Origin of the sequence: Companilactobacillus alimentarius DSM 20249, from assembly GCF_002849895.1 — a bacterium.
Lineage (GTDB): Bacteria > Bacillota > Bacilli > Lactobacillales > Lactobacillaceae > Companilactobacillus > Companilactobacillus alimentarius.
The window spans coordinates 462,671-486,452 of sequence record NZ_CP018867.1 but is presented as its reverse complement, the minus strand read 5'-3'; the positions used below and the strand labels follow the sequence as shown (position 1 = coordinate 486,452).

General features: G+C 34.8%; 22 protein-coding genes and 1 riboswitch. Of the genes, 2 read left to right on the top strand and 20 right to left on the bottom strand.

Annotation, left to right across the window (positions count from 1 at the left end):
• Positions 1 to 30: 30 nt before the first annotated feature.
• The 3 genes from LA20249_RS02435 to LA20249_RS02425 all read right to left on the bottom strand — a co-directional run bounded on the left by LA20249_RS02435 (position 31) and on the right by LA20249_RS02425 (position 2,534).
• The gene (locus tag LA20249_RS02435; RefSeq protein ID WP_057739459.1) at positions 31 to 1,233 is read right to left on the bottom strand and encodes a CCA tRNA nucleotidyltransferase; all 1,203 of its coding nucleotides are present in this window, start codon (positions 1,231 to 1,233) and stop codon (positions 31 to 33) included.
• An 84-nt stretch (positions 1,234 to 1,317) separates the two neighbouring features.
• Positions 1,318 to 1,599 (bottom strand): SemiSWEET family transporter, encoded by a 282-nt coding sequence (locus tag LA20249_RS02430; protein ID WP_057739456.1) that lies wholly within the window; start codon positions 1,597 to 1,599, stop codon positions 1,318 to 1,320.
• Between the two features lie 17 nt (positions 1,600 to 1,616).
• Positions 1,617 to 2,534: an ROK family protein gene (locus LA20249_RS02425; protein ID WP_057739454.1), complete on the bottom strand. Its 918-nt coding sequence runs from the start codon at positions 2,532 to 2,534 to the stop codon at positions 1,617 to 1,619.
• Positions 2,535 to 2,642: 108 nt separating this feature from the next.
• Here LA20249_RS02425 and LA20249_RS02420 point away from each other — a divergent pair, with 108 nt between their 5' ends.
• A complete protein-coding gene (locus LA20249_RS02420; protein WP_057739453.1) occupies positions 2,643 to 3,755 on the top strand; it encodes an AraC family transcriptional regulator in 1,113 nt (370 codons plus the stop codon).
• Between the two features lie 107 nt (positions 3,756 to 3,862).
• Here LA20249_RS02420 and LA20249_RS02415 read toward each other — a convergent pair whose 3' ends face one another.
• The 15 genes from LA20249_RS02415 to LA20249_RS02345 all read right to left on the bottom strand — a co-directional run bounded on the left by LA20249_RS02415 (position 3,863) and on the right by LA20249_RS02345 (position 19,035).
• The gene (locus LA20249_RS02415; RefSeq protein ID WP_057739450.1) at positions 3,863 to 4,723 is read right to left on the bottom strand and encodes an alpha/beta hydrolase; all 861 of its coding nucleotides are present in this window, start codon (positions 4,721 to 4,723) and stop codon (positions 3,863 to 3,865) included.
• Positions 4,724 to 4,733: 10 nt separating this feature from the next.
• Entirely contained in the window at positions 4,734 to 5,942 is a 1,209-nt protein-coding gene (locus LA20249_RS02410; RefSeq protein ID WP_057739448.1) for an MFS transporter, read from the bottom strand.
• Positions 5,939 to 8,746, bottom strand: coding sequence for a family 78 glycoside hydrolase catalytic domain (locus LA20249_RS02405; protein WP_057739446.1), 2,808 nt, complete (start codon positions 8,744 to 8,746; stop codon positions 5,939 to 5,941). The genes LA20249_RS02410 and LA20249_RS02405 overlap by 4 nt, the downstream gene beginning before the upstream one ends.
• A gap of 165 nt (positions 8,747 to 8,911) precedes the next feature.
• A complete protein-coding gene (locus LA20249_RS02400) occupies positions 8,912 to 10,156 on the bottom strand; it encodes a tetratricopeptide repeat protein (RefSeq protein ID WP_057739858.1) in 1,245 nt (414 codons plus the stop codon).
• Positions 10,157 to 10,221: 65 nt separating this feature from the next.
• Positions 10,222 to 10,497 carry an HU family DNA-binding protein gene (locus tag LA20249_RS02395; RefSeq protein WP_057739444.1) on the bottom strand — a complete coding sequence of 92 codons (276 nt, stop codon included), beginning with the start codon at positions 10,495 to 10,497 and terminating at the stop codon, positions 10,222 to 10,224.
• 187 nt (positions 10,498 to 10,684) lie between these two features.
• Positions 10,685 to 11,998 carry a ribosome biogenesis GTPase Der gene (gene der, locus LA20249_RS02390; protein WP_057739442.1) on the bottom strand — a complete coding sequence of 438 codons (1,314 nt, stop codon included), beginning with the start codon at positions 11,996 to 11,998 and terminating at the stop codon, positions 10,685 to 10,687.
• A gap of 11 nt (positions 11,999 to 12,009) precedes the next feature.
• Complete coding sequence (gene cmk / locus LA20249_RS02385) at positions 12,010 to 12,669, bottom strand: (d)CMP kinase (RefSeq protein WP_057739440.1); 660 nt, start codon at positions 12,667 to 12,669, stop codon at positions 12,010 to 12,012.
• Positions 12,670 to 12,729: 60 nt separating this feature from the next.
• Positions 12,730 to 13,896 carry a LysM peptidoglycan-binding domain-containing protein gene (locus tag LA20249_RS02380; RefSeq protein WP_057739438.1) on the bottom strand — a complete coding sequence of 389 codons (1,167 nt, stop codon included), beginning with the start codon at positions 13,894 to 13,896 and terminating at the stop codon, positions 12,730 to 12,732.
• A gap of 92 nt (positions 13,897 to 13,988) precedes the next feature.
• On the bottom strand, positions 13,989 to 14,540 hold the full coding sequence (locus tag LA20249_RS02375) for an ECF transporter S component (RefSeq protein ID WP_057739436.1): 552 nt from the start codon (positions 14,538 to 14,540) through the stop codon (positions 13,989 to 13,991).
• Between the two features lie 68 nt (positions 14,541 to 14,608).
• Positions 14,609 to 14,728, bottom strand: a riboswitch (FMN riboswitch).
• A 122-nt stretch (positions 14,729 to 14,850) separates the two neighbouring features.
• On the bottom strand, positions 14,851 to 15,576 hold the full coding sequence (locus LA20249_RS02370) for a pseudouridine synthase (RefSeq protein ID WP_057739434.1): 726 nt from the start codon (positions 15,574 to 15,576) through the stop codon (positions 14,851 to 14,853).
• Positions 15,563 to 16,108: an SMC-Scp complex subunit ScpB gene (scpB, locus tag LA20249_RS02365; protein WP_101836858.1), complete on the bottom strand. Its 546-nt coding sequence runs from the start codon at positions 16,106 to 16,108 to the stop codon at positions 15,563 to 15,565. The genes LA20249_RS02370 and scpB overlap by 14 nt, the downstream gene beginning before the upstream one ends.
• Before the next feature lies 1 nt (position 16,109).
• A complete protein-coding gene (locus LA20249_RS02360; RefSeq protein WP_057739432.1) occupies positions 16,110 to 16,832 on the bottom strand; it encodes a segregation and condensation protein A in 723 nt (240 codons plus the stop codon).
• Positions 16,832 to 17,224 carry a hypothetical protein gene (locus tag LA20249_RS02355; RefSeq protein WP_057739430.1) on the bottom strand — a complete coding sequence of 131 codons (393 nt, stop codon included), beginning with the start codon at positions 17,222 to 17,224 and terminating at the stop codon, positions 16,832 to 16,834. The genes LA20249_RS02360 and LA20249_RS02355 overlap by 1 nt, the downstream gene beginning before the upstream one ends.
• Positions 17,225 to 17,242: 18 nt before the next feature.
• Positions 17,243 to 18,163 carry a site-specific tyrosine recombinase XerD gene (gene xerD, locus LA20249_RS02350; RefSeq protein ID WP_186809191.1) on the bottom strand — a complete coding sequence of 307 codons (921 nt, stop codon included), beginning with the start codon at positions 18,161 to 18,163 and terminating at the stop codon, positions 17,243 to 17,245.
• Between the two features lie 11 nt (positions 18,164 to 18,174).
• Positions 18,175 to 19,035 carry a CvfB family protein gene (locus tag LA20249_RS02345; protein WP_057739428.1) on the bottom strand — a complete coding sequence of 287 codons (861 nt, stop codon included), beginning with the start codon at positions 19,033 to 19,035 and terminating at the stop codon, positions 18,175 to 18,177.
• A 309-nt stretch (positions 19,036 to 19,344) separates the two neighbouring features.
• Here LA20249_RS02345 and LA20249_RS02340 point away from each other — a divergent pair, with 309 nt between their 5' ends.
• The gene (locus LA20249_RS02340) at positions 19,345 to 20,466 is read left to right on the top strand and encodes an NAD(P)-dependent alcohol dehydrogenase (protein ID WP_057739426.1); all 1,122 of its coding nucleotides are present in this window, start codon (positions 19,345 to 19,347) and stop codon (positions 20,464 to 20,466) included.
• A gap of 575 nt (positions 20,467 to 21,041) precedes the next feature.
• Here LA20249_RS02340 and LA20249_RS02330 read toward each other — a convergent pair.
• Both LA20249_RS02330 and pyk read right to left on the bottom strand, forming a co-directional pair.
• Positions 21,042 to 21,839 carry a DUF4931 domain-containing protein gene (locus LA20249_RS02330; protein ID WP_057739424.1) on the bottom strand — a complete coding sequence of 266 codons (798 nt, stop codon included), beginning with the start codon at positions 21,837 to 21,839 and terminating at the stop codon, positions 21,042 to 21,044.
• A 124-nt stretch (positions 21,840 to 21,963) separates the two neighbouring features.
• Positions 21,964 to 23,733, bottom strand: a complete 1,770-nt coding sequence (gene pyk / locus LA20249_RS02325; protein ID WP_057739422.1) for a pyruvate kinase — start codon at positions 23,731 to 23,733, stop codon at positions 21,964 to 21,966.
• Between the last annotated feature and the right edge of the window lie 49 nt (positions 23,734 to 23,782).

The window sequence follows — 23,782 nt, the reverse complement described above, 5'->3', positions numbered from 1 at the left end:
AATACTTACTGTTTTCATAATAACACAGCATTATTGATTACTTAACAAATAATGTCTTAATTCATCAAAATTATTGTAAACGTTTCCTTCCACGACAGCTCGCTCTATTTGTGACATTGATTTTCCAATTATTGGGCCTGGTTTAACCTCAAGAATCTGACAAATATCCTTTCCCGAAATTGCTAAATCATGACTATTTTTAATAGAAATCTGATTTACCTTTTGTCTTAATTTGTCATAGTCAAACTCAATTTGAAATATTTGACAGAGACTGATCACCCGTTTGAAATTATCTAAACCTAATTTATAAATATTCCAAACATCGAAATCTTGACTCTCAAATAAATGCAACATCTTCAAAGTATTGACACTCATTTCCCTAGTCTTATTAGAAACCTTCCAGTTGCGTAAGAAATGATTGAATTCAGGATGATTTAAGTTCAAAACGTATCCAATTGCACTCCACGCTTCTTCTTCATCTAAAAAAACTTTGTCCTTTGATTCTAACAATTCGGCCAATTCAGTTCGCTTATCTTTAAAGCCTGGGCAAAATTCACTCAAATGAAGGTTCAAAAAGTCTGCAAAACCAGTTTGCCAAGACCTACTCAAGAGTAATTTGACGAATTCCTCGCGAATACGTTCAATAGCGATTTTAGATAATAAAGGAGCGTTATCAGCGATTGCTTTCGCCGTCTTATCCTCAATTTTAAAATTCAGCTGTGCTTGAAATCTGACAGCACGCATCATTCTTAAGGCATCTTCATGAAATCTTTCCTCTGCTTTGCCAACGGCACGAATAATTTTTTTATCAAGATCTTTAAGACCATCGAACTTATCAATGACATTTCCGTTTAAATCGACTGCCAAAGCATTGATCGTAAAATCACGGCGCTTCAAATCATCCGACAAGGAACGAACAAAAGTGACCTTATCAGGTCGACGATAATCTTGATAGCCCGATTCCGTTCGAAAAGTCGTAATTTCATAAGAATCATCGTTTAACAAGACCGTGACTGTCCCATGTTGTATCCCCGTGTCGACCGTTCTTTTAAAGATACTTTTAATTTCTTCAGGGTAAGCACTCGTCGCAATATCCACATCGTGAATCGGCAGTCCTAAAATATGATCGCGCACACTTCCGCCAACAAAATAGGCTTCATAGCCGGCTTGTTCGATTTTTTCTAGTACTGGTAATGCCTGTTTGAAATCCTCAGGAAGTTGCTTGATTTGCATATTCTTACCTCACATAATCATAAAGTCTTCATTTATTATATACCAATCAGAAATGTTACTAAATAAAGACTAAGGATTATTGAACTAAAGTGCCGTTAAAAAGGTTAATAATCCTAAAACTATACCTGGTAAATTAGCTATTATAACTGGCCAATCCTTTTTATCTTTCAATAATCCGTATAAAACCCACAAAGCACTATTGATCGTAGCGCTCAACGGTTGGATAGGATTTCCTTTCATACCATTCAAATTATCTAAAATTTGAGGAATATATGAAACATACATCATAATTGAAAAAATAGTTGCTAAACGACTTATATAAAAAAGAAAATCCCTATTGTCTTTCTTTAACTTTGATTGATCCATAGAACACCTCTTCGTTCTTAATTATCTTCAATATTTTGGCTCAAATTATTTACATCCCTTAATTCAAAATGAGAAATAGCCCCAAAAAGATTGGCATCATTATACAATCTTGAACTAACGACTCTAGGTGCTTCTAAAGTGGTACTTACAAAAGAACTAGTTTGTCGCAAATCACATAATGCTTGATTGATTCCTTTTACAACGATACTTTGTTGTGAAATACCACCACCAATTACAAACCGTTCTACATCTAGAATAGTTTGCATATTATAAATTAATGACGCCAAATTTTGACAAAAAATTTTAAACCTATTTACTGCATAACTGTTTCCCTGATTAATCATTTTAAAAACTGCTCGACCATCATCTAATTCACTTAACTTAGCATTCCGGGCAATATCCTCTATCAAAGCTACCGCTGAGCCTTGACTCCCCATCATATGCTCTTTATCCAATTTGCTATAGCTTACAAAACTGACTTCGCCGGCTTGTTGATGGACGCCATATAGAAGTCTTTTATTTATCATGATTCCTGATCCTACGGCTGTACCTAAGACAAGCATTACACCACTGTTAACATCTCTTAATGAGCCCAACCACATTTCAGCTAAAGTAGCAGCGTTAGCATCATTTTCTACAAATACAGGTAATCTGGTATTTAAAATTTCATTAAATGAAATTCCATCTAAAAATGGTAATGATCCTCCAAAGCTTATTTTCTGTGTTTGAAAATCAACTTTTCCAGGCACACTGACGCCAATCCCAGAAATTTGTGTTTCAAATTTATCAACAATTTGATTAAAGCGTTTAATAAATTCTGATTTTGAACTAACAATTGTACTTTCAGAGTACCTTTTTAATAGTTGCCCTTGTTCACTTATTAAAGCGTATTTTAATTTAGTTCCCCCAATATCAAATGCTAAATAAATTTTCATTTTTTCTCCTTTACAATTCACATATCCTATTATTATTATTTTCATATAATCTTTTTGCTTAATGTAGCTTTTTCTTTACAAATAATGTTTTTTGAAATGAGGCTTTTAATGAAAATCACCGATGTAGCAAAATCATTTTTCGAAGCGACTAATTTATCGACTTTTGTATTCAATTCTCAAGATCAAGCTATCGCAACTTTCAAGATGCCGATTGCACCTCAATTGCCGACAAAACTAGCTAATAAATTATTAATGAATATAAGTCAAAAAATCTCTATTCATATGTTTTTAAGAATTGGCAGCATAGCTACTTTCCAAATTGATCACCATAAGGTAGTCGTTTGGGCGACTTCAAATATGATCAGTGGCAATGGAAAATACGATGATAAAGTCCCCTTGATTGACTTTCATACCTTTGAAGCACAACTAACCTTGTTCTATTTGTCATTAACACAAAGCACTCCCAAATTTACTGAAAGTCAATTATCTTTGTCAGACTTTGATATTATTGATCGTCCTAATCAAGAATTTGAATCATTCAATATTCATAAGCCATCACACAATGGCTATTTAGCGGAACAACAAATGCTTTTAGGCGTCGAACATGGTAATTTGAAAGAGTTCAACAATAACTATGTCCAATTCATGGATAAGGGAAATTTCGGTATTCTTGCAACCTCAGATTTACGTAGCAAAAAAAATATTACTGTTGCTGCAACCACACTGTTCACCCGTGCCGCTATCCGTGGCGGTATGTATGCCGAGAACGCCTACGATCTCAGCGATGAATGTATTAAAAAAACTGAATTAAAACAAAATATCACTAACATCTACGAATACACGAGAACGATTGGTGAACGGTTCGTCAAAAACGTTGCACAAATCAAGCGAAAGAATATTCCTTTTTTAATTTATCGAACCCAAGAATATATTTATGACAATTTAGCAACTGTCAAGAATATTGACGAGATTGCGCAAGAAATGGGATGTAGTAAATCTTACTTGATTCATCTCTTCAAGCGAACTACTGGTGTTAGTATCATTGAATTTCTCACCTCACAAAGAATTCTTTCGGCAAAGCAATTACTTCTATTCACTCAATTATCAGTCTATGAAATCGCCAACACCTTGGGATATAACGGTACCTCTCAATTCTCCAGAACTTTCAAAAATGCCACCGGCATTTCACCCTCACAATTTAAAAAGAATCAAAATTTATAACCTAATATAGCTTTCTCCAATTAAAAATAAAGAACTCGGTAGTCAAAGTATGATTACCGAGTTCTTTTTGCGTTAATGCTTAAAGATTGAGTAGGTTGTGCCCTACTTTATTTTAAAAAGTTAGCAATCTTGTCCAACGCTTGATTTGTTTCCGGCATATCAAACAATACAAAAACATGAAACAAATCTTGCCAAACTGTCCAATTTACATCTACACCCGCTTTTTGACAAAGATAGTTCAACACTTTAGAATCATCATACTTTACTTCTTCACTTCCACAATTAATCATTAAAGGCGGAAAACCGGTAAAATCACCAAATATTGGTGAAATCAATGGATCATTTTTATAAGGTTCTGCAAAGTATGGAACAGGCTCTCCTGCACCAAGCAACATAGGGTCACGTTCTTGCATGAGAAATTCTGACGGCATCGTATTCACTTGAGTAATTACTGGTGAAAAGACAGCAAGCTTATCTGGCAATTCCTTATGTTCAGCCTTCAATTGCAACGTTAAGGTCAAAGCTAAAGTAGCTCCAGCTGATTCACCGAATATTAACACATGCTTATAACGCCTCTTCAAAAAACTATACGCTGCCAAAACATCTTCCTGTGCTGCTGGATGTTTTGCTTCTGGCCATTGTCGATATTCAACTGAAAAGCCATCACACAAAAGACGTCTTAATAGATTAAAACAAAGATTTCTTCTCGATTTGACTGTTCCTGTGGCATAAGCACCTCCATGGATGAACATTAAAACAGTATCTTTAACGTTGTTAAAATGATAAAGTTCACCTTTAGTCCCTTCAGTAACTTCATCCAATTGAATATCATCAGGAACCGGTACACTATTATTTTTATCAGCATCATTTCTTAAATAAACAGCTTGATCTGGAGTTAGAGCATCGGATTGCTGCTCTTTGATGGTCCTAGCAATTTTAATTGCTTCTTTTGCTTCTTTACTTAACATTATTTTTCTCCTAATTTTGTGTTCTCACATTATTCGATAACTTATTTGACTCTTTATATTCGAATCTTGAGTAATTTATTCCAACAAAAGTTGCTATTACAAATAAGATAGCAAAAATAATTAATCCCGCTTCAAAAGTGAATCCAGCCTCTTGATTACCAAAAACATTTGAAATTGCTTTAGCAAAATAGGGTGATAGAAGTGTTCCTATATTGGCACAAGTCATAACTACTGAGGTGGAGAATGCCACTTGACTAGCAGATGTCATTTTATTGATATTAGCAACCATTGAAGCCATAAAAATTGAAACTGAAATACCAACTAAGATAACACCTAAACCACTTAGGATTAGAGAATGTGAAATAGTCAAAAGTAAAAATGAAATCGTAGCAAACCCTAAACCAATTGCTGTTGTATATTTGAACCAATGTTTTTGAACATACATGAAAACAAATCCACCAGCTGCCATGGCAAAGGCCATTAGTCCCAATAATGTACTTGCATCAGCAGCAGTACCATAATTTCTTGAAACAACTAAGAGAGCAAATTTAATAGATATAAAAGCAAACGTAGCATTAAATACAAATGCAAATAATGCTAATAACCAAATTTTCCCGTCAATTTTTTTACTGTCAGATGCTGCTTCAGGGTGGTCTTTATCAACCACTTTCCCTACTGTTTTAGGCACATAAACACCAACTAAAAGGATAATAGGTACAACAATCAAATAAACCCAATACGACATCTGCCAGCCATTATTTAATAGAACTCCAGCTGCATAAGTCATAACAAACATCCCTAAGCCTTGAAAAACACTGGATAGTCCCAGCATTCTTTGTTGCTCTCTACCTTGATATAGTTGAATGATCAATGACTGTGAAAAAGACATTAATAAACCTGTTCCTAATCCCAAAATAATTCTAGAAACGAAAATCAATGGAAAATTCATCGTAATGGCTGGAATGACCCCGCCAAAGAAAATTAGAACAAGGCCTGTCATGATAGTTTTTTTCACGCTGATAAGATCAGCTACCCAATTACTTACTGGTGTGAAAACGATAATTCCTAATGAAGGTATCGTCATTAAAAGCTCAATTGTTGTTGAACTAATATTTGGAAAGCTCTTCATAATTAACGGAATTGTTGCCGCAGTTGCTCCAGCGCTTACGGTAAAAACAGACAATATCAAAATTGCAAATCGTGTCATTATTTTTCTCATTTTAATTCATCTTCCTCTTCTATTTGACTTTGAGCATAAGTTCTAAAATATTGATTTATCTTTTCTAATTGTTCCTCAGTTAGTGGTGAAAAACCTATTCCTTTCATTTCCCGACTCAACTGTAAGATTGAATAGTCCTTAAAATGCTCAATATTGCCAGGTAATTGAATGAAATCCCAAAATGGTACTAATTGTTTTAAAGCACCTGTTATTTCACGATTGTCTATAAATTGTGATAGAGCTGTATGAACGTTAAAAGTATCAATAAAATTGGTCTTTGGATTGTAAGATATTTCATGATGACCAGGTGATAAAATATCACCATTTCGATGTCTGACTCCGTTATCAATCCAAGCATTTGTCCTAGGCAAAATAACCTTGGCAGCATTAGCAAATGGTAGATCCAATATTAAGTTAACTTTAGACCCTTGATGATCAACCAATTTCCATTGAATATTTAATTTTCCAGTATCCAGTTCCGTATAACCACTCATCTTTCTAAGCTTAGGTGTTATTTCTGGTTGGATGGTTAAGCTCTCACCTTGTTTAATTCCTAAAAGATACTCATAAGCCCATTGCATTACTGCGCCGGTAGAATAATGATTAAGTGAGTTCATCCCATTATCGCTGATAGAACCATCAGGCATAACTGAATTCCAACGTTCCCAAATTGTTGTCGCACCCATTTTTACTTCATAAAGCCAACTAGGATAATCATCATTCAAGAATATCTGTACAGCTAAATCATTTTGTCCATTTTCCGATAGAGCCGGTAACAATGCCGGTGTTCCCACAAATCCTGTCGTTAAATGATTCTGGTCTTTTTCAATTCGACCAACTAATTTTTGAGTAATCCTTTTCTGGGATCCTTGAGGATACAATTTTAATTTTAAACATAAGGCTAATGCCGTTTGTGTATCAGTAATTAAACGACCACTAGCGGTATAAAATTCTGCAATAAAAGCTTCCTTAATCTTTTCAGCCAATAACTTGTAATATTCATGTTCTCGTTTAGCATTTAAAATCAAAGCTGTTTGCGCAACAATTCGTACCGATTGATAATAATAAGCACTAGCAATTAATTCATCTGGAGTCTTGCCTTTAAGATGCATAATATCTTCAGTATCTAACGCCAACCAATCACCGAGCTGATCAGAATCTAACCATAAGAATTCATTCTTAGTTGATTTGGCATAATCATGTATCCAGTCGACCCATGACATCATGGCACCAAAATTTTGACGTAGAATTGTACTGTCATGTGATCGTACATAAGTGATCCAAGGGACAATAGTTGCTACATCTCCCCAAACAGCTTTTCCACCATCATCCCCATCAACATTAGGGACGTATAATGGGACTTTTCCATCACGAAAACTCTGTTCCACTGCAATATCAAAAGCAAATTTCTTGTTAAATTGATAAGTATCCATGTTGTAGCTCGCAGTTTTAGCAAAAATAGCCGCATCACCTGTCCAACCCAAACGTTCATCGCGTTGTGGACAATCAGTCGGAATATCTATAAAATTACTCTTTTGTCCCCATTCGATATTGCTAAATAATTGATTAACTGATGAATTATTCGTTTGAATTCTACCAATTTGTTTCATATCTGAATATAAAGCTTGAGCACAAAAGAGATTGACATCTATATCTTTAGGAAAACCTACTAACTTTACATATCTAAAACCAAAGTAAGTAAAATGTGGTCTAATAAGATGTTTTTTGCCATCACTCACATATGTGAAAGTTGCTCGGGCTGATCTTAGATTATCACGATATAACATGCCCTTTTGAAGAATTTCCCCATATTGCAATTCAACTTTAGTTCCTTTGGGTAAAGTATTCTCAAAAGTTACCCAACCTGCCATATTCTGACCAAAATCTAAGACGACACTACGATCAGAAGTATTGACTGTTTTAGGATAAAATGTTTCATGCTCTTTAATTGGTAGACTCAACCGATCCTTAAGATGTTTCGTTGGTTTTTTAAATTCCTTTGTTGACAAACTTTTAACACTTAAAGTTTCATCCAAATCTTCCCCGTAATATATTCCGGAATGGGTTATCTGAGATGTTTCAGTTTTCCATGTTATATCGGTACCTAAAGAATGATGAATCTTACTATCATCTACATAGTCCAACTCTGCGTTAGCCATTAAAATATTTCCATATTGATTAGCCGTCCCACCATGGTTTTTAATTCCTAATTTACCCTTATACCAACCATCACCTACTATAATCCTCAACGTGTGAAAACCAGAATCTTGTAATAAACTGGAAACGTCATGACTGGCTATTTGGACATAATAGTTATAATTAGTAAATCCGGGAGCTAGATACTCATCTCCTACTTTTTGTCCATCAATGTATGCTTCATACAACCCTAGACCGCTAATGTATAAACGAGCCTGTTTAATTTTTGGAAGTGTAAACTGCTTGCTTAAACTAATTCCATGAATACTAGTATCATCGCTTCCGATCCATTGACTATGGTGAAAGCCATTTATTAATCCAGTTTCAAAATAGGCTTTTCGAGAATAAACTTTTTCATCAGATCTTAATTTAACTAAAACGGTATACCTTGTTTTACTATCTAATTTAAAAATAGGTTTAAAATTCAAATCTTTAGCCAACTGCCAATCAGTTGTGTAAATTGATTTATCGGAGTGAGTAATTATTAATCGCTTTTCCAAATTTTTAGGATAATTATTAGCTGTCACCTCACAATTGATAAATAAGTTATCAAACTCAAAACCAATTGGATTTTTCATATGATTTATATATATTTGTTTAAATTCCATTTAGAGACCTCCACAAGAGTCTTTAGTAACCGCTTACAGCCATTATAATAAAGTAACTGTGACCAATAATTTTACTAAAGCGGCTTTTTTTTGACTAAAAAAGCTTTTATCAAAAAAGGGATTGAATATAGATTTTTTAATCTACATTCAATCCCTTTTGTTATTTTATATTTGATCTAACAAATTCTGCATATCTTCATTATCTGGATCTTGTTTCAAGTACAACTGAATAGCCGCCTTGAGAACATCGTTATTTCCACTGCTACGCAAGATTTCAATCAAATCTGATAAGTAGTCTAGATTGTCCTTAAAATCGTCTAAGACTTGCAGAATATCCTCTTGAGCTTGATTTACATCATCAGTTTCAAATTCTGACTTAGCTAAATTCCAAATCAATTTAGGATTGTTGCTAATTTCACGACCCTCCAAGAGATCCAAATTACTCTTGAATTGTCCTTTAGTAATGTAATAATCACTTAATTTGATCACTAATGGTAAAGGATTATCCACTGTTTGGATTCCCTTTTCAATGATCTTAATTGCTTCAGAGGTATTCTCAGCAGTTCCGGCATCAAAGGCAATTTGATACAGACGATCGTCTAACTCATTAAGGTTCAATCCTAATTGAGCATACTTAAAGGCATCATCGTTTTTCTTAATATTCAAATAATCTTCGGCTAATATTGGATAAGCTGTTGGATAATCGCGATTAGTCTCTAATAACTTTTCCAATATGGCAATGGATTTATTATAATTCTTAACTTGATTATAGAGAAAACCTAATTGAAATTGAGCATCTTCATTCAATTCAATTGCATTCAAATCTTCATAAACACTGATAGCTTCCTCATACTGTCCATCTCCGGCTAAAGAACTAGCTTTACGCAAAACGATTGATATTCCGGAATAATTCTTAATTCCCATATCCAAGAGCATGTCATAATACGTTAGTGCTTTGCTGAATTTATTCTCATCGAAATAAACTTCTGCTAAAGCAAATTTGAAAACTTCTTCATCGGGATATTCACGAATTCCAGTCAATAATTTTTGTTCGCTAACTTCATATAATCCTTGTGATTGATAAATATCAGCCGACACCAAGAGATTCTCAGCATAAGCTGGTGAATCTGGTGTGATTTGAGAAATATAATCTAGCGCTTGGTCACTATTACCATCTGATACGGCAATTTCAGCCAATCTAGACAGTATCTGTCCTTCACTTGGATAATTGTCCAAGAGGTGCTCATAAATCGTCTTAGCTTGAACTGATAAGCCACGACTCATCAAAGTTTCAGCCAAAGAGAACTTAGTTTGATCATCATCTTCTCGTAGGGAAGATTGAATTAAACTATCAACTTTTGAAAAATCACCATCATCAATGGTATCAATAACTTCATCTGCTTTACTCAAATTTTTACCTCCATTTTTGCGTAAAAAAAGACGGTCCATTGACCGCCCCTAATTAAGAAAGAGAATTATTTAACTGAATCCTTCAAAGCCTTACCTGGTTTAAATGCAGGTACTTTGCTTGCTGGAATCTTAATTTCTTCACCAGTTTGTGGGTTGCGACCCTTACGAGCAGCACGTTGACGAACTTCAAAGTTACCAAAGCCGATCAATTGAACTTTGTTTCCTTCTGATAAGTTGTCTTGGATTGTTTCGAAAACTGCATCAACAGCAGAAGTTGCATCCTTCTTTGTCAAGCCAGTTTTGCTTGCTACACTATCAATAAGTTCAGCTTTATTTGCCATATGTAAAATACCTCCGAAAATTGTAAAAAATTTAGAACACATGAACTGCCTTAAATGCATTCATTATTCTATTTACAAAACTACCATAGCAATGCGGATGTGGCAAGCATTTAAGCCGTTTTTTACAATAATTTATCCTAAATATAAATATATTAATAAAAACGTATAAAGCGCCACTATTCTAGGACTATTTCCGCTTTCTAGGTAAAATCTTAATTGGGGTCCCTTCAAAGTCAAAAGTTTCCCGCAATTGATTAATCAAAAATCTTTCATAAGAGAAATGCAATAATTCATTGTCATTTACAAAAACAACGAATGTTGGCGGTTGAATCGCCACTTGAGTCATGTAGTAGATTCTTAATCGCTTACCGTTAACTAATGGTGTTGGTGCAATAGAAGTTGCCCGCAACAAGAGATCATTTAGAACGGATGATTGGATTCGACGGTGACGATTATCAAAGACTCTTTCAACCAATTCTGGAATTTTATCCAATCGTTGTCCCTTAATAGCCGAAGTAAAAATTATTGGCGCATAAGCTAAATATTGAAATTCAACTCTAATTTGGTTTTCAAAGTCCTTCATTGTATTGGTATCTTTTTTCAAAGTATCCCATTTATTAACAACGATAATAACACCTTTACCAGCATTATGGGCATATCCAGCCACACGTTTATCCTGTTCACGAATACCTTCTTCAGCATTCAAAACTACACAGACAACATCTGACTTATCAATTGCACTCAACGCACGTAAGACAGAGTACTTTTCAGTATTCTCATAAACTTTCCCACGTTTTCTAATACCTGCTGTATCAATCATCGTAAAATCTTTATCAAGTCTTTCATCATGATATTTGGTATCGACAGCATCTCGAGTCGTTCCTTGCATATCAGAAACAATAACTCGTTCATCACCCAAAATAGCATTGACCAATGATGATTTACCCACGTTAGGACGACCAATGAAACTAAATTTTATTGATTCATCATCCTCAGCCTTGTCATCATTAGGAAATGCCTTAACAATTTCATCCAACAAATCACCTAAACCAGTACCTTGAGCACCAGAAATGGGATTAGGATCGCCAAACCCTAATGAATAGAAATCATAAATGTTTTCACGTTGTTCTGGATTATCAGCTTTATTAACAGCAAGAATAACTGGTTTCTTTGTCCGATAAAGGATTTTAGCAACATCCTCATCTTCTTTAGTAACACTATTTTGACCATTAACGATGAAAACAATGACATCAGCCTCATCAATCGCAATTTCAGCTTGGTTCTTAATTTGAACTGATAACTTCTCCCCGCTCATTTCAATACCACCGGTATCAATCAAGCGAAATTCTTTTCCAAGCCAACTAGCTCGTGAGTAAATCCGATCTCTAGTTACACCTGGTGTATCTTCTACAATAGATAGTCGTTCATTGATTATTCTATTGAAAATAGTAGATTTACCAACATTGGGGCGTCCTACTAACGCAACTACTGGAACAGCCATAATCTACCTCCCTACTTTTTCTCATTAACTATTTCTGTAACTTTTTTAACAACTTGTTCAATCGTCATATCTGAACTATCAATTTCAATTGCATCGCTGGCTTTTCTCAAAGGAGAAACTTCCCTATGTGAATCTTTATAATCACGTGCAGCAATTTCATCCTGTAATTCCTTTAACGGTGTCTTGATCCCACGTTCAAGATTTTCCTTGTATCTTCTTTGAGCACGCACTTCTACACTTGCTATTAAGAAAATCTTTACTTCTGCATTTGGCAAAACAGTTGTTCCAATATCACGACCATCCATCACAATATCAATATTGTTTGCCATATCTCGTTGCATTTTTACCAATTCCGTTCTAACTTCCTTGATAGCTGAGACTTGAGAAACATTATTCGTAATATCCTCAGTTCGAATAGTATCAGATACATCCTCATCATCTAAATAAACATGTTGTCCATCTTCCTTATTAAGAAAATGAATCTTGTGCTCTGACATCAACTTCAAAATATCAAGAGTATCACCATAACCTACATCATTCTTTTTTGCAAGCAATGTCACTGTCCGATACATCGCACCTGTATCACAGTAAACAAATTTTAAATTCTTTGCAATTAATTTAGCAATAGTACTTTTTCCAGCTGAAGCTGGTCCATCGATCGCAATTTGCATCTAGTTTTCTCTCCTTAATAAAAAGGCCCAGACAAAAATGTCAGAGACCCTTAATTACTTCTATTTTACTCTTAATGTAGTACCTGGTGTCAATGTACCAACATTACTATTTAAACTCTTTAATTGAGCAGTTGTTAAATCGTTATTATATGCGATTCTAAACCAATTGTCTCCAGCTTTAACCGTATAATACGAAGCTGATGAACTAGAATCGTTGCTTGACGTCGTAGATGAATCGTTACTATTCGACGTTGTATTAGATGCTTGTTGATTAGTTTGCGACTGCGAGTTTGAAGTCGAATTACTATCATTAGCATTAGTAGTCGTTCCACTATTGCTATCAGTAGTACCTGATGCTGTATTATTAGTGCTGCCATCAGTTGATGAACCGCTATTAGCATTAGAATCAGTATCATTATTAGCAGTTGTTGAACTATTGTTATTGCTGTCGTTATTGCTCTTATTACTTGCAGTTGAATTATTATTTGCAGCTGCTTTCTTAGTAGATGATTTCTTAGTAGATTTTTTAGGAGTCGTCTTCTTCTTAGAAGATTTCTTCTTATTAGACTTATCTTTGTTCTCAACTGATTTTTCAGATTGAGCACTATCTAAATCTCCACTACTACTGCCTTTCACAGCATTATAAACAACTGGAGTAAACATAATAATAATCAAAGCAATTACTAAGGTTATTACTAATGTATGATTACCACGTTGCTTTTCTTTAGTGACAGCTCGAGAAACATGACCATCGTCGTCAGTATCGGTATCAAAACTATTCTCCCAAGGCTTATCGCTCTTTTTGGTATCCTCTTGGGTATCTGCTTGATTTTCATCACTATCGACTGGTTGTTCATAATTGTCATCAGTATCAACCGGTTGTTCATTAACTTCTTGAGAACTTTGTTCACTATTATCAATTGAATCCGGATTAATTACCGGTTTTGAATCGCTTAAATGATCTTGGCTTTCTTCAGATCGAAGATGATCTATAGAATCAGATTGTTCATCGACGTTAGAATTATTAACATCTGAATTATCATTATTATCTACAGGCTCATCATTAGAAGTTTGATCATCAGAAACTGCATCCGTAGGTGTATTCTCACCATTATTAATTAAATGATATTTCTTCAGATCTTCGAGACTAACGGATCCCTCAAGTCCTTGTGTGGATTTAGGAACGCGAGTATCGCCAGACATATTGTTTTTATCCTTATCGGCCATTAAAAACCAACCTCCTAATTTCTATCTAGTAAAGCATATCATAAAAGTTTAAACTTTTTCTTTAAAGATTTATAAAATTACGTAAGGTTTATCTATTTTATTGCAAAATGTCCTTTAATTCTTGGATAAACAATCATTACAGCAATCGAAATGATTAAAGCCTTAACAATATTAAATGGTACCACACCTGTTGCCACATATTCAGCTAAACTCATATTAAGTTTCATTCCTATCACATTCATGTATAGTGGCATGACAACAAAATAATTTAAAATTGACATTACAATCGTCATAACAATGGTCCCAAAAACAATTGCTGAGATTTTTTTACCCTTTTTCCAAAAATAATTGAACGGTAATAATAATGAAACCGCTCCAACAAAAGCTGAGCCATTACCAATCAAACCCGCTACACCGCTACCGGTAACAATAACATGCACCATTGACTTGATCAATGCAATCAAAGTTCCTCCAACTGGTACAAACGCAAAAGTCCCTATCAAAGTGACAACATCACTAAGATCAATTTTTAAAAAGGGTAACCAAAACAATACTGGAAATTCAAAGAACATCAAAATTGTTCCCAATGCCGCAAAAACAGCTACTCCAATTAGCTCATGAAACTTGTCTAAACTCTTTCCCATCAAAATCAACCTCTCCATTGATTCCCAAAGAAAAAAGGCCTATTTTGGGCACACCAAAACAGACCTTACTCTGTTTTCTTCCATCCAGACTTTACTGTCGGTATTGGAGTTTCACCAATTCAACCAGCTTGCGCTGGGTCGCGGACTTTACCGCCGGTCGGGAATTCCACCCTGCCCTGAAAACCAATTATTTAATTTTATATTTATAATATAGCAGAACCCTTATTATGGTGCAACTGAAGAGTTATTACGGCCTCTATATTCCGAAAAGTGTGCCAAAAATGTGCCACTTTTATATTTTTAATAAATGCTACTTATTGTCACTCTTCAACTGGGCTACCTCTTGTCTAGTTAAATCACGATATTTACCAGAAACTAGTCCATCTAAAGTTAAGAAACCGTATTTTTCACGAGCCAACTTTTCAACTTTGTGTCCTACAGCATCAAACATGTTTTTTACTTGATGATTATGACCTTCATGAATAATTATCTTTACAATTGAAGAATTTTTCTTCTTGTCTTTAGACATCACCGAAACTTTTGCTCGAGCAGAGGTGTAGTCTTTAAACTTGATTCCACCCTCTAGTTTCTTGATCTCCTCAGTCGTCAAAATGCCTTCAATCTTAGCTACATAGGTCTTGTCCACGTGATATCTAGGATGCATTAAATGATTGGCAAATTCACCATCATTGGTCAACAATAATAAACCAGACGTATCATAATCCAAGCGACCAATAGGATAAACACGTTCTTCAACGTCTTCCTTTAATAAATCAGTCACAACTTTTCTATCTTTATTATCCTTGACGGCAGAAATAACGCCACGGGGCTTATACATTAAAATATAACGTTTCTTTTCTGTTTCAAGCGGCATCCCATCGACTTCAACTTTATCATGATGATCGACTTTAACGCCCATCTCAGTAACTACTTTATTGTTAACTCTGACATGACCTTTAGCAATTAACTCCTCAGATTTGCGTCTGGAAGCAACTCCTGCATCAGCCATAAATTTCTGTAATCTAACTTTCTCCATTTATTTCTCCTATTTCGGAAGCATCTTCAAAATTCTCTATTTTTGGTAATTCTTTTAAACTCTTAATTCCAAAGTAATCAAAAAATTCATCCGTCACCACATATAAATTAGGGTGACCTGGAACATTCTTCTTACCATTCTCTTTAATCAATTTTCGAACCAAAAGGGTATTTATACTTCCGGAACTCTGAACCCCACGGATCTCATCAATTTCAATTCGCGTGATTGGTTGACGATAAGCGATAATCGACAAAACTTCTAAAGCCGCCTGACTCAATTTAGTCCCTAAACCAGCTTTGAAGTATTTAGTCAATAATTCACTATTCTCATTTTTAGTAACCAATTTATAAGTTGAATTATATTGTACTAATTGAATTCCTGACTCGCCATCAGTTATCAATTTAACTTTCAATTGTTCCAAGTTTTGTCTCAAAGCCGCACCATCTATCTCCAAAAGATCAGCTAAATCATGCTCTTTAATACCCTGATCACCTGCGACAAATAACAACGCCATTATCTTTGCTTGATACACATTAATTCCTCAATTCAATAAATAGTTCACTCTGAAAGTCATTCTGGCTGACTGAGACTCTCTGTTTGCTAGCCAATTCCAGAATCGCCATAAAATCAGTGACTATTTCTTCAATATTATTATTTAATTTCAAAAGTGCCTTAAAAGTCATCTTTTTAACTGTTTTCAATTCACTCAAAATGTTCTTAGTCGCGTCTTCAATTGACAAGGTTTCATTTTCAATCGTTTCTGTTTCCGGCTGATGAAACTTTTGTTCCTTCAATAATTCCGCATACGTCACCGCCAAATCATTCAAGACTACTGAACCAGGTTTCAAAAATTGATTCAGATGTTCTTTAGGAACACTGACACCCTTATCGAATTGTTGGTGCCTTGTTTGTTCCTTTTCTTCAAAATAGGCTGCCACTCTTTTATAAGTTTGATACGTCAATAATTGTGAAACCAATTCATTTCGTGGATCTTCTGAAATATCGTCCTCAATCTCATCTGGAGATTGCGGCAACAACATCTTACTCTTGATTGACATTAGAGTGGACGCCATGACCAAATAATCACCAGCAATATCCAACTGCAATACTTTCATACTTTTTAAATAGTCAATATATTGCTGGGTAATTTGTGCAATTGGTATATCGTAAATATCCACTTTTGATTCCTTGATCAAATGCAGCAACAAATCAATCGGACCTTGAAAATCAGTTAGAACTAAATTTAATTTTTGCATTAATCGTTTTCTTTTTCTTTCTTATCTTTTTCAAGTTTCTGCTTATTCTGTCGCCACTGCTGAATTTGCTGACTCAATGTAAAGTTTCCTAAAATAATTAATTCTGGAAAGCGTTGTTGAATATCATCAAAAATTTTAAACACATTACTTTGTGAACGATAGGATGGATTCAGCGAGATATACTCAACAAAAACAGTATTTTTTGAGAACGACAAGGCCACAATTCCAGAATAATCTTCCATATTGCTTTTCCAAAGATACAACTGCCGATTCTCGTCTTCGGAGTATAATTCCAACTCTTGTTCTAAATTATCTAAGTCCTTCAAATCGCCGATATATGACAAAAATCCCATCGCAATTTTTTTATTCTCATCACTATACTTACTAAGCATTCTTACCCTCCCATCTTTTTAGGCTCTCGGAAAAGCCTTATTATAAACTTGTTTCATTCTCGTCTGATTAATATGCGTATAAATCTGTGTTGTTGAAATATCAGAATGACCCAATAATTCTTGAACAACACGCAGATCAGCGCCATTTTCCAACAAATTTGTCGCAAAGGAATGGCGCAAAGTATGTGGTGTAACGTCTTTTTTAATACCAACTTGGGCAATATACTTCTTGATCATACGCCAAATCGACTGTCTCGTTAATTTCTTACCACGAAAGTTCAAAAAGACTTCTTTTTGTTCACCATATTTTTCTACTAATGGCTTTCGTGTCTGTTCAAAATATTTCTTTAGCCAAGTAATAGCTGTATCGCCAATTGGTAACAAACGTTCTTTATTCCCTTTACCCAAAGTCTTAATCAACTCCAAGTCCAAATGTAGATCATCCATACTTAGATTGACTAATTCACTGACACGCAAGCCAGTCGCGTACATCACTTCAAAAATAGTCCGATCTCTGACACCCAATGGCGTAGAAACATCAGGTGACTCAATCAAAGCGTTGACCTCTTCCATTGATAGAACCACTGGTAAATGTGTGCCCTTTTTGGGAGCATCCAATTCGTTCATAGGATTGGCCGAGATTTTGTCAATCATTTCCATCCATTGATAGAACCTTTTTAAAGATGAAAACATTCGCATTTGTGAAGTCTTAGATTTTTTCTCTTTATCCTGACTGACAAAAAATTTAGTGACGACAAAATGATCCTCAGGATAAAAAGCTATCTTTTGTTGTTCCAAAAAGCTACTAAATTCCAGAAGATCCTGTTGATAAGAGATAATCGTATTTTGGGATAAACCTCGATCTAAACGTAAATATCTTGCATAATCAGCAATCGCATCAATCATCTTTTGATTCTTAATTGATAGTTTTTCACTCATAAATATTACCTCTATTTGAGATAAGTATAGCCATCTTTTTGTTCAATCTTACCTTGCTTCATTAAATTGCCTAAAGCTCGTTTGAAGCTTCCCTTACTAATACCGAAGTATTCTCTTATATCATCCGGATCACTTTTATCAGTATAAGGAATCTTTTTCTCCTGGGCATGTTCCAACACAGCAACAATCATTTGTGCATCTGGCGTAATTTCTTCATAAGCACGTGGCTTCATTGAGAGGTTCAAGCGACGATGGCTTGTACCAATGACACGGGCTTTAACATGTTGGCCGATATGTAAAGGTTCCCCTTGTTCATTGACATGAATGAAACCAATATAATAACTCTCAGTCATGACAAAAGCACCACTCTCACGAATGGCAATAACAGTACCCTCTTCATCTTTATTCTTAGTGTCTTCACCAGGACTACGAGCAATTTGAGTGTAAAGCTCAATATCAGCTAATTTTCCCCATAAGCGTCCTTTGTGATCAATTTCCAATTTAACCATCAGACTATCACCTTTTTTAGGCCATTCTGAATGTTCAAATGGCAGATCATCCAAAGAAACAACAATATCCTTATCTTCTAATCCAACATTTACGAAAACGCCTAAATCGGTTCTAACTTCTGTTACTTCAGCAAAATCCCAAACGCCTTGAACGACAAATGGCATAACAGTTGTCATTTTGTTTTTATGAGCTTGATTCTCATAAATAAATCCACTGATTTCATCACCTAATTCTGGAATTTCTGTTAATTCATTTAGATCTAAAGCAAAAGTCTTCCCATCTATTTGAACGAAAGCTTCGTCCTTATTTAAGTCAGTCACAGTTCCTGCCAAAACTTGACCATACATTTCTGCTATTTCCATATTTCACCATACTCTTTTTAATCAATTTTCTTTGCTTTTATATTCTACCAGTTTACGTTACATAATACTTTTAAGAATGCTAAATTTGCAAAATTAATTAACAACTTTAACGGATTCATTATAACAAAAATAAACTTACGATTGATATCTTATCGATTAGTTGTTCTTTTCATCACAAAATGTAAATACTTTTTTTACCGTTTTTATTAATCTTTTTTTCAAAATATGATTGAATTATTTTTGATATTGTGAAATAATTTCTAATTGTAGAAAGCGTTTTCAAATAATTTTGGAAGAAGGATTTATCTTATGAGAATTAAAGCTGCTGTAGTTGATAAAGTAAATGATCCATTTGTTATTAAGGATGACGTTGAATTAGCTGATGTGACTGATGACGGTCTTCAAGTTAAAGTCGTTGCTTCTGGTATTTGTCATTCTGATGAGGCTCTACGTAAAGGTGATGCCGCCTTTAGTTTTCCTGTTGTTTTAGGTCACGAAGGATCTGGAATTGTTGAAAAAGTCGGTAAAAATGTTTCTAATTTTAAACCCGGCGATCATATTATTATGTCATTTTATTCATGTGGTGAGTGCGATAATTGTTTGAAAGGTAAACCAACTCAATGTCGTAAATATGCTGCATCCAACCTTTCAGGTACACGTCCTGACGGATCTGACCAATTTACTGAAGATGGTCACCACGTTAGTGATATGTTCAATCAATCATCTTTTACAACTCATACAGTGATCGACAAGAGAAACGCTGTTAAAGTTCCTAAGGATCTTGATCTAAGAAAACTTGGACCTTTGGGCTGTGGCTATGTAACTGGTAGTGGTACAGTCTTTAATACTCTACAACCAAAACCTGGCGACACAATTGCTGTCTTTGGTACTGGTGCTGTTGGTCTAGCTGCCATGATGGCTGGTAAGATCTCTGGATGTGTCAAAGTTATTGCCGTTGATATTGTTGATTCCCGTTTGGAATTGGCTAAAAAGATGGGTGCAACCGACGCTATCAATAGTAAAAATGAAGATGCTGTTGAAGCTATCAAGAAATTAACTGGCGGTCTTGGTGTTGACTGGGCTGTTGATACTACTGGTGTTGCCAAAGTGATGACTGATTCGATTGCCGCTTTGACTCAAGGTGGTACAACCGCTACAATTGCTGTTACACCACATAACATCGATATTAGTACTTGGAATGATCTTTGTGTTGATGATAAAAAAGTTGTCGGCGTCAACATGGGTGACTCGATTCCTCAAATCGACATCCCTCGTTTGATTGAATTTTATAAGTTAGGTGCCTTTCCATTTGATTTGACTGAAAAGTTCTACGACTTTGACCAAATCAATGAGGCCGACGCTGATTCTGTTAGTGGTAAGACTATCAAACCTATCTTAGTTATTGATAAAGATTATCAACCTGGTAAATAATTGAATTATATTGAGCAAATCATCTTTTGATGGTTTGTTTTTTTTATATATGTTTTCGTAAAACATGTATATAAACAAGAAAACATGACATTTATCACCTCAATAAATGACAAACATTACTACTGTCATAACTTATCAAATACTAAAATAAAATCATCAAATAAATCTAAGGAATGATCATTATGTCAATTGCTTTAAAAATCGAACATCTTTCCAAATCATATTGGAAGAGTTATGATGCAAGAGAATCTTAATTTGGAGCGAATCAATGTAAAAGAAATCATTAATTTAACTCAAGGTTACTATAAACTTTCCCTCCCTACTCAACTTTAATAAATCTTTCTGGTTTGGTTGATATTATTCATCAAGCTTTAGATGACATTATATCTCTTCAATTCTTAGTAAAACTGGAACTCATTCACGAATCGAGGCTTTGAACATAGCTAAGAAAAATAATTGGGTCTAATTATTTTTCAATAAATCAAAGTTACATAAAATTTGTTTAAATAAGTTGTGTACAACTGTTATTCATAAAAAATAAGTTGATAAATCTTCTACAGATTTATCAACTTATTTTACTTTATCTCATCACTTTGGGTATTTTCCTGCAATCTCTTTAACAAGACATCTGCAATACCTCTGACCTGCTTATCTCCATCACGCTGCGATAAACGATAACCCACAAAGTAAGGTGAAACAACATATCTAGCTTCAATTTTACAAATGATTTTCTTTCCAAATTTATAAAAGAAAATATTGTAGGAATCGAACTTACCACCATATAAATCATCTAAGACATATTTAACCGTTACTCTAGTAAACTCAGCCAAATCATCAATATATTGGGGGTTATTAATTGCAACATTGAATTCAACGAAACCCATGATGGGCTTTTGTGACACATTAACGTTGATATGTTTGGAATTAAAAACATCCATCCCTGTAAAATTCTCTTCCTCAATATGCTTGTATCCGTCAACTTTATCTAGTCCAATAATTTGAAAATGTGGATGACGTAAAGAACCACCAGACATTGGTCCAAAGTTCTTATACATTAAGACGCTTTCATATTTTTTACTTTGAATCATTTCATCCCAACAGTGATAAATAAACTCAAATACTTCCTTATTTTTAGCAACAGAATAGTTAGAAATATCTCCATAGTGATCACTAGATTCAATTACTAATGTCTGATTGGTATCCTTCAAGGTTTTAAACTTATTTTCCAACCAAATCATATCGTTCTTTTGTTCAATGATATTAGTCAGATTCTTAGTATCACAGAAAGGACAATAATCTTTTTTCTTTTTTATATCCCTTGGCTTTCCTTTTGCTTGTTCAATCTCAAAAACCAATACATCTTTATTCGACAAAATTTCACCTCAAAAGTTTTTAATAATATGATATTACCGCAAACACAAAAAAACTGAAAGAAACTCGTCAGTCTCTTTCAGTCTAATTATATTTAAATCATTTTTAATTTATTTTAATTAAAAATTAAAGTGAACGTGAAGCACCCTTGTATACAACACCACGTCTTGAATCAACAGTAACAGTGTCACCATCTTTAACAAGTGATGTAGCATTCTTAGCGCCAACAACAACAGGTAGACCCATAGCAATACCAACAACGGCTGCATGTGATGTCAAACCACCGTTTTCAACAACAACGGCACTAGCTTTTTCAAGAGCTGGTAGGTAATCCTTGTCTGTCATCTTTGTTACAAGAATGTCGCCTTCGTTAACTTTTTTGTTTGCTTCTTCAGCTGAGTTTGCAACTACAACGTTACCAACAACTGATTCTTCACCAACACCTTGGCCTTTAACCAATGTTGAGCCAATCAATTGAACCTTCATAACGTTTGTTGTACCACTTTCACCAACTGGAACACCGGCAACAACAAGAATCAAATCGCCTTCCTTAGCAAAGCCAAGTTCTTGAGCTTTCTTAGCAGCAAGGTCGAACATTTCATCAGTGTTTTCTGGCTTGTCAGTGATAATAGGATCAACACCCCAGTTAACTGTTAAACCACGTTGTGTCTTTTCATCAAATGTGATAGCCAAGATATCAGCGCTTGGACGGTACTTAGAAATCATACGTGCTGTGTAACCAGATTTAGTAGCTGTAACAATTGTGTTAATGTTCAATTCTTCAGCAGTTCTAACAACTGATTCACCGATTGATTCTGTAACGTTTGAGCCCTTGTAGTCTTCGAATCTTTGAATTGCAAGTGAGTTATTCTTGTCTAATTCTTTTTCAGTACGTTCGTCAATACGAGCCATAGTAGCAACAGCTTCTACAGGGTAGTCACCGTTAGCACTTTCACCTGAAAGCATTGTAGCATCTGTACCATCAAGAACAGAGTTAGCAACATCAGTAACTTCGGCACGTGTAGGACGTGGGTTTTCTTGCATTGAATCAAGCATTTGTGTAGCTGTGATAACTGGTTTGCCAAGAGCATTACACTTCTTGATCAAGCTCTTTTGTAAGAATGGTACATTTTCAAATGGAATTTCAACACCCATGTCACCACGAGCAACCATCAAACCATCTGATACTTGAAGGATAGAATCGATATTGTCGATACCTTCTTGTGATTCAATCTTAGGGAAGATTTGTACATATTCACAATGTTTTTCTTCAAGGATTGCACGAATATCTAAGACATCTTGAGCTTTACGAACGAATGAAGCTGAGATGAAGTTGATACCTTGTTCCAAACCAAAACGAATATCGTCAGAATCTTTTTCAGTGATACCTGGTAGACGAACTTCAACACCAGGAGCATTGATACTCTTTCTTGAACCAATGATACCGTCATTTTGAACAACAGTAACTAATTCACGGTTCTTGTCATCTTTTTCAGTGATCTTCAAGTCAACAAGACCATCATCGATCAATACGTGACCACCAACATGTGTATCATCGTATAGTCCAGGGTATGTTGAAGCAATCTTTTCAGGTGTACCAGTCAATGAGTCATCCATTGAAATACGGATTGTTTGACCAATCTTAGCTTCAAATTTGTTGCCTTCTTGAACAGTTGTACGGATTTCAGCACCCTTTGTATCTAGAACAATACCAACAGTCTTGCCAGTAATTTTTTCAGCTTCATGTACCATTTCCATACGAGCTTTATGTTCTGGATGATCACCATGTGAGAAGTTGAAGCGGAAGATATTTGCTCCAGCTTGAATTAATTTAACGATAGTATCAACATCGTTACTTGCAGGTCCAAGTGTACTTACAATTTTTGTTCTTTTCATCGAGAATCCCCTTTTCTTGTTTTCATCGTTTATTGTAACAAACAATGCG

Bases quoted from the DNA above. Each gene is read 5' to 3' on its own strand.
- LA20249_RS02435 (WP_057739459.1), bottom strand. From the start codon at position 1,233: ATGCAAATCAAGCAACTTCCTGAGGATTTCAAACAGGCATTACCAGTA.
- LA20249_RS02395 (WP_057739444.1), bottom strand. From the start codon at position 10,497: ATGGCAAATAAAGCTGAACTTATTGATAGTGTAGCAAGCAAAACTGGC.
- LA20249_RS02420 (WP_057739453.1), top strand. From the start codon at position 2,643: ATGAAAATCACCGATGTAGCAAAATCATTTTTCGAAGCGACTAATTTA.
- pyk (WP_057739422.1), bottom strand. From the start codon at position 23,733: ATGAAAAGAACAAAAATTGTAAGTACACTTGGACCTGCAAGTAACGAT.
- LA20249_RS02375 (WP_057739436.1), bottom strand. From the start codon at position 14,540: ATGGGAAAGAGTTTAGACAAGTTTCATGAGCTAATTGGAGTAGCTGTT.
- LA20249_RS02360 (WP_057739432.1), bottom strand. From the start codon at position 16,832: ATGCAAAAATTAAATTTAGTTCTAACTGATTTTCAAGGTCCGATTGAT.
- xerD (WP_186809191.1), bottom strand. From the start codon at position 18,163: ATGAGTGAAAAACTATCAATTAAGAATCAAAAGATGATTGATGCGATT.
- LA20249_RS02430 (WP_057739456.1), bottom strand. From the start codon at position 1,599: ATGGATCAATCAAAGTTAAAGAAAGACAATAGGGATTTTCTTTTTTAT.
- LA20249_RS02425 (WP_057739454.1), bottom strand. From the start codon at position 2,534: ATGAAAATTTATTTAGCATTTGATATTGGGGGAACTAAATTAAAATAC.
- LA20249_RS02415 (WP_057739450.1), bottom strand. From the start codon at position 4,723: ATGTTAAGTAAAGAAGCAAAAGAAGCAATTAAAATTGCTAGGACCATC.
- der (WP_057739442.1), bottom strand. From the start codon at position 11,998: ATGGCTGTTCCAGTAGTTGCGTTAGTAGGACGCCCCAATGTTGGTAAA.
- LA20249_RS02355 (WP_057739430.1), bottom strand. From the start codon at position 17,224: ATGCTTAGTAAGTATAGTGATGAGAATAAAAAAATTGCGATGGGATTT.
- cmk (WP_057739440.1), bottom strand. From the start codon at position 12,669: ATGCAAATTGCGATCGATGGACCAGCTTCAGCTGGAAAAAGTACTATT.
- LA20249_RS02380 (WP_057739438.1), bottom strand. From the start codon at position 13,896: ATGGCCGATAAGGATAAAAACAATATGTCTGGCGATACTCGCGTTCCT.
- LA20249_RS02405 (WP_057739446.1), bottom strand. From the start codon at position 8,746: ATGGAATTTAAACAAATATATATAAATCATATGAAAAATCCAATTGGT.
- LA20249_RS02340 (WP_057739426.1), top strand. From the start codon at position 19,345: ATGAGAATTAAAGCTGCTGTAGTTGATAAAGTAAATGATCCATTTGTT.
- LA20249_RS02345 (WP_057739428.1), bottom strand. From the start codon at position 19,035: ATGGAAATAGCAGAAATGTATGGTCAAGTTTTGGCAGGAACTGTGACT.
- LA20249_RS02410 (WP_057739448.1), bottom strand. From the start codon at position 5,942: ATGAGAAAAATAATGACACGATTTGCAATTTTGATATTGTCTGTTTTT.
- LA20249_RS02370 (WP_057739434.1), bottom strand. From the start codon at position 15,576: ATGGAGAAAGTTAGATTACAGAAATTTATGGCTGATGCAGGAGTTGCT.